The organism is Paraprevotella xylaniphila YIT 11841 (assembly GCF_000205165.1).
Lineage (GTDB): Bacteria > Bacteroidota > Bacteroidia > Bacteroidales > Bacteroidaceae > Paraprevotella > Paraprevotella xylaniphila.
Genome location: NZ_GL883885.1, coordinates 74,786 through 89,528 on the forward strand (window position 1 = coordinate 74,786; position 14,743 = coordinate 89,528).

The window sequence follows — 14,743 nt, forward strand, 5'->3', positions numbered from 1 at the left end:
AACACAAATCTGGCCAAAACCGTTTTTCTTTTCTTCCATTTTATTATCTTTGCTTCCTGTTTCCAACCTAATGTCAAAAGATGAAAAACTTCTGGTTCCTTATCATAACCACCTCTCTGCTGTCCCTGCCATACCGGTCATCTTCCTCAACGGAAAGATTCAGGCTGTTGGATACCGGAAACGGACTTTTCAATAATCAGGTACGCTTCCTTACACAAATGGAAGACGGCAAGATATTGGTCTGCACCGAGGGCATGTTCAATGTGTACAACGGCAACAGTTTCGAGCCGCTCGTCTGCGACTTGACCTACACTGTCCCCTTGGGAATGCACAATATATGCACAAGCTATGACGGTGGCAACGGGCTGCTGTGGGCCAAAGACTTTTACCGTCTCTATCTCATCAATACCCGTACCGGACGTTTCTGCCACGATATCAAAGAACGCTTCGAGGCAGCCCGTCTGACCGAAGTTTTCAATGACTTCATTCTTGACCACGACCGGAACGCTTGGATAATCACCGAAAGCGGAAAACTCTATCGGTATGACTGGAAAAACCCGGCCGAACAGGTCTACGAACCACGAGCCGAAGAAAAATCCCGAGGCATTCGTGTCAAAGAAGTCATGCAGGCAGGCCCCTTTCACCTGATATTCCTGAACACCGGCAGGATGCTAGTTTGGGAAGAGAAAAGCAGACGCATCGTGGGCGAAGATTCAACCGTGGCCACTCCCTCTCCCTCCGAATACTTCCGTACGGCCTGGCTGCAAGCCGACAAGGAGCACCTGCTTATCTCCGTCAGCCATACGGAAGGATACTTGTACCTCTATAATATATATACGCGCGAGTGGAAAGAAATACTTAAAGGAAAAGCCATTAATGATATTAAAAAATGCAAAGACGGCTGTTTTTGGTTAGGTGGTAACCAAACACTCATCAAACTTTCCCCACGTTTTGAACTTCTACAAGAAACCCATCGCCTGGAACTGACCGGAAACGAATCCGTTACGGACTTCATCATGTCAGTCCTCGTCGACGACCGGCAAGGACTATGGTTAGGATTGAGCAGTTCCGGAATCTTGCGGGCCGTCCCTCCCGGAAAATATATGGAATACTATATCAACGAGGAAGTGGCGCACGAGGAAGGCCGGATGATTCGCAGCCTGTGTCCGTACGACGGCCGGTACTTGCTAGTCGGCACGATGGGAGGCATCTACCTGTTCGACACGGCCCGCAAAAACTACCAGGCATTCCACTCCGGATTCGGACACCTCTTTTGTACAGATATCAAAAGAGACCGGGACGGTGCATTCTGGTGCAGCACCCGGCAAGGACTATACAAAATACAGGGCAATAGGGTTGAGCGGGCAGACCAGACGCTGCTTCCGGGAATCCCGTCCGAAACGGTCCGTTTCAGTCTTCCCCTTTCCGATGGCGGCATTTTGGTTTGTATGGATTTGAAAGACCTGTATCTCTGTCGGCCGGAAAAAGGACAAGCCCTGCGCCTCAATGAAGATTTTCCGGAACTGAACCGCAGCCGTGCCATGAGCTTTGCCATAGAAATAAAACCCGGCCAACTCATCATCGGCGGACAAAACGGACTCTTCGGATATGAGATTGCCCGAAGGAAACTGCAACGCCTGGCTTGGATAGTCCCTTGGGAAAGATACAGCACGAAATACAACTGCGCATACGCCGAAGGAAGATCCGTCTGGATAGGTACGCAGAACGGATTGATATGCCATGACTTCCGCACGAAGGAAACCCTGCGGCTCAGCACGGAAAACGGCCTGCCGAACAACTGCATACAAGGCATTGCCGCCGATGCCAAGGGAGACCTGTGGGTTTCGACTTCAAACGGAATCGGGAGAATAAACCGGAATGCAGACGGCACCTTTTCCATCGCACGGTTAGACGGAAAAGACGGCGTGCAATATGGGGAAATGATGGAACAGTCCATCACCGCCATGCCGGACGGTCATGTATATGTGGGTGGACTGAACGGCATCACCGACATTCCCCCTCAGGCCACGGACTACGGACACGAAAGTCTGAGACCGACACTCGTCGGCCTGCGCGTCATGAACCACCCCATCAACAACGAAGGAACGTTCCACAACCGCCAACTGCTTCCGGAAGGGCTGTCCTACACCCGCCACCTGCACCTGAAGTACAACGAGAACTTCATCGAGATGAAATTCTCTGCCCTAAATTACGACGCGCCCCAACATACACATTACCGTTACCGGTTGGAAGGAGTGGACAAAACATGGAACCTGAGTTCGGAACCGACAGGCGTCTGCACGGCCATCTACACCTCCCTCACGCCCGGAACGTATACGCTTCAGGTACAAGCCGCCATGGGAAGCACGTCGTGGGGAACAACCGCCGAATGGCAAATCACAGTAGAGCCACCTTTGTGGAAGACTTGGTGGGCTTACGCCATTTACCTTATCGCCGCATTGACACTCCTCTACTACATCATCGAACTGTACATCGCCGACAAGCGTTCGCGCATGATGGCAGAACAAGAAAACCTGAAACGGCAGAAGGAACAGCATCTCGACGAACTTAAATTCCGCTTCTTCACCAACATTAGCCACGAACTTCGCACTCCGCTCACACTCATCATTACTCCGCTCGAGCTGCTCATCCGCAAAGCCGGTGATTCTTCCCTCAAAAACGACTTGGAAAAGATACTCGGCAACGCACGTGACTTGCTCCGGCTTGTCAACCAATTGCTCGATTTCCGCCGCCTGGAACAGAAAGGCGAACAACTAAAACTGTTGACCGTGCAAATCAAACCGTTCATCGAAGACAACGTGAACCATTTCTGCCAACTCGCTTACGAACGGCACATCGGATTGTCCTGCGAGTGTGCTTTCGGGCAGGAAGACCTGTTCCGTCTGGATGCCGAAAAGATGACACGCGTGCTGAACAACCTGCTTTCCAACGCCATGAAGTTCACCCCCGAAGGCGGTTTCATCACCGTACAAGCGGGTTGGCAGGAAAGTTCCCCGGCAGGCGAAGGCCCCAACGGCATCTGCATCACCGTCAGCGACACCGGCATAGGCATCCCGGCGGAAGACTTGAAAAACATCTTCGTGCGTTTCTACCAAAGCGAAGGCACACAAAGCCATCCCATGAATACCGGCAGCGGTATCGGACTGCACCTGGTCAAAGGTTATATGGACTTGCACAAAGGAGAAATCACGGTGGAAAGCACACCGGGAAAAGGCACGCGCTTCACGCTGCTGCTGCCTGCCCAACCACCGCAAACTTCCTCCTCCAATTCCCAAGTCGCCATCAAAAGCAAGCTTCCCGACACAGAGAAAGCATCCGAATCCCCTGTGCCCGAAGGAAACAAAGTCACCGTCTTGGTGGCCGAAGACAACGAGCAATTCCGCACGTTCATGAAAGACCTTCTCCGACAAGAATTCACCGTGCTCACCGCCGCCGACGGGCAGGAAGGACTGGCCATGGCACGGGAATATGGCCCCGATCTCATCATCAGCGACGTGATGATGCCGCACATGGACGGCTACGCTTTCTGCCGTGCGGTCAAGGACGATGTGCAATGCTGCCACATCCCGCTCATCCTGCTCACGGCTAAAAACTCTTCCGAAAGCCGGAGCGGGGCATACGAAGCCGGTGCCGACTCGTTTATCGCCAAACCATTCGACATCGACGTGTTACACAGCCGCATCCGCCAACTTCTTGAACAACGCGAGCGACGGTTGGCTTCGTTCCGTAAAGGCACGCACATCAACCCCAAGGAAATCACGATTACCAACTTGGACGAGAAACTGATACAAAAAGCTTTGGAATGTATCGAAAAGAACATGGACAACACCGGATACAACGTGGAAGCCCTCAGTGCCGACATGGGAATAGAACGCTCCTCGCTCTACCGGAAGATGCAAGCCATAGTGGGGCAGACACCCACGGATTTCATGCGTTCCATCCGGTTGAAACGCGCCGCCCAGTTGTTGGAAAGCGGCCAATACTCCGTACAGGAAATTTCATGGATGGTAGGTTTCAACACCCCGCGCTACTTCTCCTCCTACTTCAAAGAGATGTTCGGCATGACGCCGTCCGCGTATGCCGTGCGACACCGGAAGCAGCCTTCTTCAAAGGCATAAAAATAGGCATGACGAATATCAGGGCCAAGATGGAAAACAGCAGGCCGCCCGACGTTCCGATGGCGAAAGAGAACCAGAAAGCTTCCTCCTGCCCGTCTATCAAGAACGGCACCAACCCCAGAACGGTGGAAAGCGTGGTCAGGAACACCGGAATAATCTTGTGGTTGTAAGCCTTGACATACAAATTCACACGGGGCAACGCCTGCGCCTTGCAGGCCGCCACTTGGTTGTTATACTCGTTGATGATGTAAATACCCGCATTCACCACCAGTCCGCTCAGCAGGACCAACGAGGCAAAACCGCCCGTCCCGAACTTCACTCCGGAAAAGTAGAATGTCAGGAACGTGCCAATGAAGGACACCGGAATCAAAGTGATGATGACGAAAGGCAACCGGAACGACTCGAAAAGGATGGAACACATGAAGTAGATAATCAGCACGATGACCAATATCAGCCAATACTGCGTGCCTTCGTCCTGGTACCAGTTCGGCGTGTTGTTCAGGCAACGGTACCCCACCGGAAAACGGTCGTTGAACTCATCCGTCACTTCCTCTATGTATTTGGCCGTGTAGTTGTACGAACCCAACACGTTGAAAGCCACACGCAACACATACTCCTGGTTCTTTTTGGGAATGCAGTTCTTGGCCTCCCGCAGGTTCATGTCCATGAAAGGCGGAAGCCACACGTCTCCTTCGGACGTCTTGACATGGGTATGTTCCAAATCCCACACATTGAAACGGTCGGATTGCAACGAACGCAGGTAGATGTCGGTCCGGATAAACTCGTCCTCGTAACGCCCCACGTCCACTCCCGAAAGCAACTCGCGCAACGTGCCGTGCATGGCCGCCGCCGTCTGTCCGTACAAGGCAAAGTTTTGCGGTGTATAGACCATGTACAGTTCATCTTCCTGCCGTTCATGCCCCGGCGTCTCGATGATGATGTCCATCACGCGGTGGTTCTGTTTCAAACGGGCACAAATGTCCTCCGCATACCGGTACAAGGCATTATAATTGTATCCTGCAATCTCAATCCGGTTCGACCGGTACTGCAGGTTCAGCGAATTGCTGAACCCCCGCTCGCTCACGCCGTAAGTGCTCCAGTCTGCCCCTCCGATGGAAATGACCTTGCCGATGACCTTGCTCTCCAAGACATAAGGGAAAGACGTGTCGCGGTATTCATCCTTGAATTCCACGGTCAGGTTGGCCCCCCACCATTCCACGCGGCTCTCGAACCGTTTGATTTCCTTGAACCCGACCAAGAAGTTCTCTAAAATCTGCACCTTCTCGTTCAATTCGTGCACGCTTCCGCCCAAAGGCATTTGGGCACGGATGTGGAGCTTCATCTCCTCTTCCTCCTTGGCATACGTGTTCTCGTCCAACGACTGCGCAAAGAGACGCATGGTTCCTCCGAACACCTTGGAGAGCGGTTCTTTCAGCTCGGTCTGGAAAAAACGGGTACCGAACGTGGCATTATATGCCCTTTCATACCAAGGTGATTCTTCTTCCTCCTCGTTTTGGTAATATACCTTCTCCTTGTCCCACCGGTCCGGAAGGGCATGGAACGGTATACCGAAAGCCAGTACCAACAGGATATAATATATCCACTTGCGTTTCTGCGTGAAAGCGATGTACTTGCGGTAAAACCGCGTCCAAGCCATCACTCGTTTGGAACGCCCCACCCGTTTTATCGGCATGCGGCTGCTGTAATGGAACTGTTTGACCAAAGCCGGCACGAAGAACAGGGCCACGACAAGCGCCACCGTCAGGTTGATGATGATAATCCAAGAGAAATCGTACAAATCGCGTTGGATATACTCCGGCATGAAGAACACCACCACCAAAGACCCTATCGTGGTGAGCAAGGCGGCCAGTATGGCCAGGAACGCCTTCCGGTTGTGGTAGTAACTGTAATGGTCCACCATCACGATGGCCGCGTCGATAATCAGTCCCAACGACACCGTGATGCCGGCCAACGAGAAAGTGTGCAGGCGCATGTCGAACACATAATAAGCCATGACGGCTATCAGGATATTGGCAGCCAACGTGATGGCGATAATCGACAGATACTTCCAGTTGCGGCGTACCAACCAGACGAATACCAACAGGATAGCCAAAGACATCAATGTGCGCGTAATCAGCTTTTCCAATTCCGACTGCTTATCCTTTGCCGCATCATGCGTCAGCGTCAGATACATGCCGTCACGCAACCGGGGTTTCAATTCCTCTATTTTCGCACGCAACTGGCGCGACAACTCTATCTCGTTGGCATCGGCATCCACAAAAATGTTCATGTAGACGGTGTTCAGCCCGTTTACACGGTAATAACTGCCAGGCAAGCGGTCACGGTATTCAAAGGTGGCCAAGTCGTTCAGATAGATAATCTTCCCGTTCACCGTCTTCAGGGGCATCTCGCCTATCTGACGGGAAAACCGCGATGTCTTCAAATAAAGCGTGACACGGCTTTGCTCCCCGCCTTCATCCCTGTACATCACGTCGCCCACGATGTCCGACTTCCCGATAAAACTTTTGATACCATCCTCCACATCAGCCACCGTGAGGCCGTAATTGGCCACTATGAGCGGGTCGTAAGTGATTTCCATATATTTGGAAGTGCCTCCGGTCACGTCCACCCACACCACTTCTTCCCAGGCTCTCACCACCGGCTCCACGTTTTCCTTCACATATTCCTTGATTTGCTCACCGGTCAGGTTGGAGTTCACCTGATAAGTCAGCAAATGGCTCGCCGTGTTTTCTTTCGGGGCACCTTCGTCATTTACCACTTCCCCGCCCGTCAGTTCCGGATAAGAAACCTCTTCGGGCAATTTCTTCCGCACCTGCTTCAAAAGCGACGAAATCTCGAACTTCACGGCAGACACATCGGCTTCTTTCTTCAGCACGACCGTAACCCGTCCCGAACCGAAATAAGACTCCGACGAGACTTCGGCCACGCCTTTCACCGCCGAGACCAACCCTTCTATCTTCGACGTCACCTCCTGCTCCACCACCTTGGGCGAAGCATTCCTCCATCCATAGCTTATCGTCAGCGTCTTGCCCTGACGCGGCTTGGGAGAAGAACCCACGTCTACCAAAGGAATCAGGGCTGCCCCGATAATCATCAGGATAACCATCGTGAGCAACAGGCTGAACGACGATACGCGATCCAATATGTGTGTTTTCTCTTGCATAAGCCTTATCCCCTTTTCCTATATATAAGGTAATATACCAACGGTATGAAGAACAGGCTGACCAACGTACCGGCCACCATGCCGACAATCAGGGTCAACGACAACGGGTATTGCAAGGCGGAACCCATATCGCCCCGGCTCAGGAAAGGAAGAATGGCCAAAATGGTCGTGAGCGAAGTCATGACAATGGGTCGCAAACGGCTGTGCCCGCCGCGCCAGATAGCCGTAACGAGGGGCATCCCTTCCCGCCTCAACCGGTTCATCGTATCCACTTTCAGGATAGAGTCGTTGATAATGATACCGCTCATCACCACGATGCCAATCATTGACATGATATTCAGCGACTCTCCCAACAGCCACAGGACGAGGAACACCCAGAATACATCTATTACGATTTCCGACAGGATGACCAACGGTTGCACGATGCTTTCGAACTGCGCGGCCAGAATGAAATACAGCAATGCCACAGCCACGCTCAACACCAACACCAGTTCGCCTATCATCTCCCGGCTAGAATAATAATTGCCCGTAAACGATGCCGAATAGTGCGGGTCGGCCTTCACGAACCGTTCCGTGAAATCCACGATGCTCTCCACCGTACGGTCGTTCGCCGCAATCTTCACGGGATAATAATCCCCGCCGTTTCCGGAATATAGCCGTTTGAAGTCCTCGCCCTGCGTTTCCCGTATCAGGTAGCTCAAAGGTATGTCCACTCCCTCGTCGTTGCGCACGGTGTACTGCAACAACCTACGGCTGTCCATACCGCGTTCACCGATAATGACGGGCAACGAACGGGCGCCCTCATTGATGGCATACACCTCATTTTGGCTCACCAACATCCGCAACCGGGCCTGCAAGGCGGCATACGACACATGGTACACCGCCATCTGCTCCGTGTCAGCCACGTATTGTATATTGCGTTCGGAAACGACCGGCTGTACCGCGACCTCGGGGAAACGGCGCGACAAAGTGTCCAGAAAAGCCCGGGCCTCGTGCACATCCGGACGGCCTCCACCCTGACGCTGCAAACGTATCTCCAAGTCCGCATCGTCATTGGAGAATATCAAATCGAAAATATTGCCGGATACGCCGAACTCCACCGTGCCATGCGGATAGCGTTCCGCCATGTAGTTCCTCATCTTCTCCTGCGCCTGCCGCAAAGTTTCCCCATCCTCCGCCTGAAAGTAGACCACGGCTTCGGACGTGGTAAGGTCTTCGGTATGGGACAGCACGAAATCCTGCACACCGACCATCGCCGTAGAAGTCTGCACCATTCCGTCCACCTGCTTCAACACATCCCCCACACGGGCATCGTTCTCCTCCACCGAGATACCCGCGTTCCAGTCTATTTTCATCAACGCATCGTTATGTTCCATATAAGGAAGACGTTCTTTCTCCAACCCTTTATAGATAAGGAAGATGGCCGGGATTGCCAGGCAAAAAGCCGTCACGCTCTTCACCGGATTCCGCAAGACCCACTTGACACCACATTCGTAAGGAGTATAAAAATTAAAATGAAACTTACGGTCGAGCACCTCTCCTTCCGGACATGTTTTTCTTTTCCGGTACAACACCATGAAATACACCGGAATGACCAACACCGCCACGAAAAGCGAAGCGAACAAGGCTATCGTAACCCCCATCGCCTGGTCGTAAAACAAGGCACCGGCAATGCCGCTCAGAAAAATCAACGGGACAAACACCGAGCAGGTGGTCAGCACCGAACTCAACATCGGGGTGAACACCTCGTTCGTCCCTTTCACGAGGGCATCCGCAAGCGGCATCCCCTGCCGCCAACGCTGCATCACGTTGTCAATGACAATGATGGAGTTGTCCACAATCATTCCCACACCGAGAATCAGCCCCGACAGGGAAATGATGTTCAAGGAGATGCCCAACAAATGGAAGCTGAGCAGCGTCACAATCAGCGTCAAGGGGATGGTGATGATAATCAATAGCGGCAACCGCCAGTCTTTCATAAAAAGGAAAAGCACCAGACAGGCCAACACCGCCCCTACGTACAGGTTCTGTCCCAAATTGTCTATGGAATACGTCAGCAGCCGGGTTTGGTCACGCGTAAGGTCGAAACTGATATCCGGATATTCCTTTCTCAGGTCTTCCACCAGTGCCCCGATGCTCTTCTGTAAATCTTCCATCTGCGCGTCGTTCTGTTTGATGACGGCCATCGTCACGGCATTCTTCCCGTCGTGGCGCACCAGTCCTACCCGCGATGCCAGTTTTTCTTCCACACGGCACAAATCTTTCAACTGCACCAGGCGGCCTTCGTGGTTGATATACACATTCTCTATGTCCTCCCGGTTCAGCAACTGCGAATCGAAATGGATGTTGTAACGGTACAACCCGTCCACGACGGAAAGCGCCCCGAGCGTGATATTGTTCGACTGGATGGCCTTGGACAAGGTTTCCATATCCAATCCCATCGACAAAAGTTTCGCTTCGTCCGGAATACAAATGATTTCCGCTCCCGTCGTACCGGATATATCCACCATGGCCGTCTGCGGCAACTGTTCGATGCGCTTGCTCACGATGTTCCGTGCAAATTCGCCCAGTTGGGTAAACTTCATACCGGCCTTCGGCAAACTGCCGTCTTTTCCTACCCCCTCGTTTTTCAACGACAAGTCCAGATAAAAGGCCGGGATGTCCATGGCACTGGCCTTGACCACCTTGGGACGTTCCAACTCCTTCGGCATACGGTTCATTGCCCGGTCTATCTTCTCGTTCACCTCGATGAATATCAAGTCGATATTGCTTCCCGGTTCGAATTCCATGAAGATGGAACCCGCGTCCATCCTCGATTCGCTGTGGATGTCCTTCAGTCCGGCCACCTGCATCAACTGGCTGCGCAACGGAGCCACCACTTCGGCATCCACCTCGTGCACCGACGCTCCGGGATAAGACACCTGCACCGTAATCTGCGGAATGTCGATGTCCGGCATCAGCGACACCGGTATATATTTGAAAGAGATACACCCGATGGCGATCAATGCGATCAGGCACATCGTCACGGCAATGGGCCGGTGAATCAAATTGCGTACAATCATGGCGGCTTCCTTTCCTTAGTCCATCTTCTTTTCTTTCCTCTCGCGCGGGATGACCTCCGTCCCGTCGGCCAGGTTCAGGTTGCCCGACGTGATTACCACATCGCCGTCCTCTATCTTCGTCTCCTTCCGCGCATTGCCTGTCACGGCATATTGGCTGATATTGGAATACACCACATCCACGTAAGTCCACACGGCGTGTCCTTCCTCCAAGCGGAAGAGCACATGGAAACCGTCACGCATCACCACCGCGTCCTTGGGTACGACAAACATGTCCGGCACCTCCTTCTCGATGACGACCTTCACGTTCATCCCCTCCATCAACACATTGCCCCGGTTCCTGATTCTTGCGCGTATCTTCACCTGCCCCTTCTCGTCGATGGACGGATTTACCTCCGTCACCTTCCCCGTGAACTCCTCGTTTTCGTCCACGAAAGGAGACACGACGACCTTCTGCCCGATGCTCACCGACTGCAATTCGGCCTCCAAGATGCAGAACTCCACGTCGAACCAAGTGTCGTCTATCAACGTGCAGAACTTCTCCTTCGGCTGTTGGTAAAGTTTGCAGTCCATGTCGGCCACGCGCCCTGCGAAAGGAGCATAGAGGTTGCACCGCTCCAGATTGAGCCGGGCCGTCTGCAAGGCATATTCCGCCGACGTATAGCCCGAAGTCACTTTGGCCCTCTTGAGAATCGCTTCCGGCACCCCGGCCATCGTCTCGTCATATCCCTGTCCGATAAGTTTGTCCACCAGTTCCACTTCCGCCTTCTCCATCTCCTGTTCGGCCTTGGCCAGTTCCCGCCGGGCTTCACGGTCGTCCACCGAAGCCAGCAACGCGCCCTTCTTCACCAAAGAGCCGTTCTTCACATGGATGGCATGCAACAACCCGGTAGCCGGCATGGCCAGTTCGCTTTTGGCCGCCGCCCTCAACTTGCCGTTGCACTTGATTTGCTTGTTGAACACCACCTTGTGCAACATCATCGTATCCACATAATTCTCGTTCAGTTTCTGCACCGCGCCCTCCATGGCCTGTTCCTTTTCTTCGTCTTGTCCGTCCGTTTCCTTGCAGCCGCACACGGCTCCCCAGACGGCCCACACCACGAGGCTTATTCCCGTAATCCGTTTCATATCTGTCTGTCGTTAATTTACCAAATCATTAAAATTCACCCCGATGTTCTCCTTGCGGATAAAATCGTACAGCGTCAACTTCTGTATGCCGTAATAGTCCGTCCAGAACTGTTGCAGTTGACTGATGTACTGGTGCTGTGCGCTTTCAAACTCCTCTTGCGCCGTGTTCAGCTCCGTCACCGTCACCGACCCGTTCTCGAACCGCTTCTTCATGATGTCGTAACGTTCGGCGGCAATGTCCTGCGCACGGAGTGAAGTCTTGCACTGTTCGGCCTGGTTGTTGAACTGCAGCACCTTCGTCCGCACGTCGTGCGCAAATTCTATGTTAGCCTGCTCTATCTGGGTCTTGGTGATTTCCACGTCCGTCTTGGCCATGCGCACCTTTCCCCGGCCCATGCCCCAGTCGTATATCGGGATGGTCATCGTAAGCCCCACCGTCTCGTAGTCTTTCAGGCGACGGTAGGCGGCAGGCAACTCATTCGCCGACTGGCTCAGGCCAAGCCTTCCGCGGAACTCCACCTGCAAGCCCCTGTTGGCCTTCGCCTCGGCCAATGCCCGCTGCGACTCCAACAGGTTCAACTGTTGTTCGATCGAATGCGAAGATCCCGTCCATGCCTTGTCGAGCACCTGTTCGGCGTTCATCTCGATGTCCGGCATATAATAGGGCGGCAGCAGCTCTATGTCCTCGTAGTCTACAATGCGCAAATAAGAAAACAGGCTGAACAGCTGGGTCCTCAGCGTAAGGCTCGTGCTGTTCACGCTCATCTTGGCGTTCAGCAACGAAAGTTCCATCTGCAGCACCTCGCTTTTTGTGGTCGTCCCCAAGTCCAGCCTCTTCTTGGCTATCTCGAAAAGATGTTTCCGGTCCTCATAGTCTGCCACGCTCTGGCGGTAATTTTCCTGCGCCGAAAGCACCGTAAAGAACAGGTTCGTCACGTTGATGGTGATGTCCTGCATCGTTTCCAGATAAGCCCTCTGCGCATTCTCGTATTGCAGCGGTGCCGTCTTCTTCCGCCACTTCAGGGCATTGTAAGCCCGGATGGGCTGCGTGTAATTCAGGATGAGGGGCACCGTGTTATACGTCTGCGAATCGTAGTTGAACTGGTCCAACCGCGACAGTGACGACTGCAATGACAGCGTACCGCCCAAAAACGGGATGTTCTGGTTCACGGACAGCGTCAGGTCGTTCGAGAGCGAGTTGTTGTCCACGTAAGAGATACGCCCCGTGTCCGGGTCGCGGGCCTCCACGATGGAGCGGTCGAAGTTCATCACCCCGCCCGAAAGGTTCAACGAGGGCAACAGTTCCGCCCGGTAAGAACGGTAGTTCCAATACTGTCCTAAGAAACTGTAGCGGGCCACCTGCGCCGCATACGAATCCCGTTTGGCTATTTCAATGGCTTCCGTCAACGACAGTTTGCGCACCTGTTGCGCCCCTACCGGCACGACAGCCACCCACAAGCACCACAAAGCACCACGCAAATATTTTCCTATTTCGCTTTTCATGGTTCACTTATTATCATTTAAAAACTCTTTCGCTTCGTTTTTCATCTCCCGCACGGCCGGGGAATCCACTTTCGGCCTGAAAGCGATGATTTTCCGGGCTACCTCCTCAGCCTTTTGCATTTGTCCGTCTGCTTCATAAAGCTTCATCAACCGGTAGAGCGGATACATGCGCCCCGGCAACATCCCGAAAGCCTTCCGGTACGCCGATTCGGCCTCTGCCACAGCACCCAAATCCCGGTAGTTGTTCCCCATCAGCGTGTAAAACACAGGGTCGCAACTCACCTTCATGCCTTGGCGCAGCACCGCATTACTCTCGTTGTAACGCCCGGCCTCCCGCAATGCGCTACCAAAGGTAAACAAAAAATCCGGATAAGCTTTCAAATCCTCATACTTTTTGCGGTAATCTTCCAAAAATGCCACATCCTGGATGCCACGCACGCGGCGGAACTCCCCGTAAGCCTCCACGCGCCGGGCCGTATCGGCCGACAGGTTCCACACGCACCAACCGCCTGCGGCCACCACAGGCCACACGGCCATCCTCTTCCACCACCACACTTCCACCGTGCCGGCTTCGAGCGACACCGCCAAGGCGACCCACGCCACGGCCAACGACAGGAACGGCCACAAGGCGAAAGGATAGGAAAACAGGGAAGAGACCAACAAGACCAACCAGCCGTAGGCCGAGACCTCACCACGCTTGCACAACACTGCCAAGCTCCACAAGCCCAACACCAAGGCCGGAACGGCCCCTAACACGCCCTGTTCCACGCCCACGCCCAACACGCCGTTGAAGGCATACTCCGGACTACCGGCCACCACCGACAGCGGCGAGCCGGGACGCACGGTGAAGAAAGCCTCCTGTGCTGCACCGTAGGCCTGCGCATAGCCGCCAAGCCCGTGCCCGCAAAACCATTCCCCGGCCCAGGCCCGTCCGGCCACCATCGTCATCAGCAGGCGCCCGTCTGCCGACCCTTGTTTCAGGAAGTAAGCCGCCACGCCTACACACGCCGCCACGCCCATTCCCCCAAGCACCCATCGCCGATGCTTCTTCCACAGCAGGCAGGCCGCAGCCACCGCCACCGCCACCCAGGCCGCACGGCTCCACGTGGCGACCAATACGGGAAAGCAAAAAACCGCCACTGCCGCCACGCTCCAAGCCCCCACCCGGCTCCACCGGCCACGCCCGGCAAAGACCTCTCCATGCCTGTACCACCAAGCTACGGAGACGGCCCACACCACGGCCACGAATATGGCATACGGGCCGGGATTGAAAAACGTGCCCGTCACGTCAAACAGATGGTGCCGGGATGCCTCCCGACCCATCAACTGCATGAAGCCCGTCCAAAGCTCATAGCCGCCCACTACACAAAGCCCGACCCACCAAAGCCGGGTAAAAGCCCTTCCGCAGTAAGGGATAACCAACCGCAGGCATACGTAGGCCACTCCCAAGGCCATGGCCTTGCCGTATGCTTCCACCGCCGGACAGGGCGACACGAACACATAGTTCAGCGAAACGCAGACCCACCAAAACAAGGCCACGCCGTCCGCCCAATGCAGGCGCGGCAACCGCCGCCCCAAGCATACGGTCGTCAAGGCCAAGACGGCCAAAGCCGCTACCGCCCGGTAGCCCCAAACGTCCGACACGGAAAGCATCGCCTCTGTCCGCCACACGACAGGGGCACACAACGCCGCCACGGCTATAGCCGCCACGCCATACCTTATTATATATG

The 14,743-nt window shown here is 54.2% G+C and carries 6 protein-coding genes; 1 reads left to right on the forward strand and 5 read right to left on the reverse strand.

All coding sequences use genetic code 11. The features are described 5' to 3' along the window. Nucleotides 1-80 precede the first annotated feature (80 nt). A complete protein-coding gene (locus tag HMPREF9442_RS13370; RefSeq protein WP_087944124.1) occupies nucleotides 81-4,139 on the forward strand; it encodes a hybrid sensor histidine kinase/response regulator transcription factor in 4,059 nt (1,352 codons plus the stop codon). Here the strand turns inward: HMPREF9442_RS13370 and HMPREF9442_RS13375 are convergent. The 5 genes from HMPREF9442_RS13375 to HMPREF9442_RS13395 form a co-directional block, all read right to left on the reverse strand. Further along, nucleotides 4,066-7,323 (reverse strand): efflux RND transporter permease subunit, encoded by a 3,258-nt coding sequence (locus HMPREF9442_RS13375; protein ID WP_008629597.1) that lies wholly within the window; start codon nucleotides 7,321-7,323, stop codon nucleotides 4,066-4,068. The two genes, HMPREF9442_RS13370 and HMPREF9442_RS13375, sit on opposite strands and share 74 nt — an antisense overlap. A 5-nt stretch (nucleotides 7,324-7,328) precedes the next feature. Beyond that, nucleotides 7,329-10,385, reverse strand: a complete 3,057-nt coding sequence (locus tag HMPREF9442_RS13380) for an efflux RND transporter permease subunit (protein WP_008629600.1) — start codon at nucleotides 10,383-10,385, stop codon at nucleotides 7,329-7,331. A 15-nt stretch (nucleotides 10,386-10,400) separates the two neighbouring features. Beyond that, a complete protein-coding gene (locus HMPREF9442_RS13385) occupies nucleotides 10,401-11,510 on the reverse strand; it encodes an efflux RND transporter periplasmic adaptor subunit (RefSeq protein WP_008629602.1) in 1,110 nt (369 codons plus the stop codon). 12 nt (nucleotides 11,511-11,522) lie between these two features. After that, nucleotides 11,523-13,013 carry a TolC family protein gene (locus tag HMPREF9442_RS13390; protein ID WP_008629604.1) on the reverse strand — a complete coding sequence of 497 codons (1,491 nt, stop codon included), beginning with the start codon at nucleotides 13,011-13,013 and terminating at the stop codon, nucleotides 11,523-11,525. 3 nt (nucleotides 13,014-13,016) lie between these two features. Beyond that, nucleotides 13,017-14,743 (reverse strand): tetratricopeptide repeat protein (locus HMPREF9442_RS13395; protein ID WP_087944125.1); only part of this gene is annotated, 1,727 nt, incomplete at its 5' end.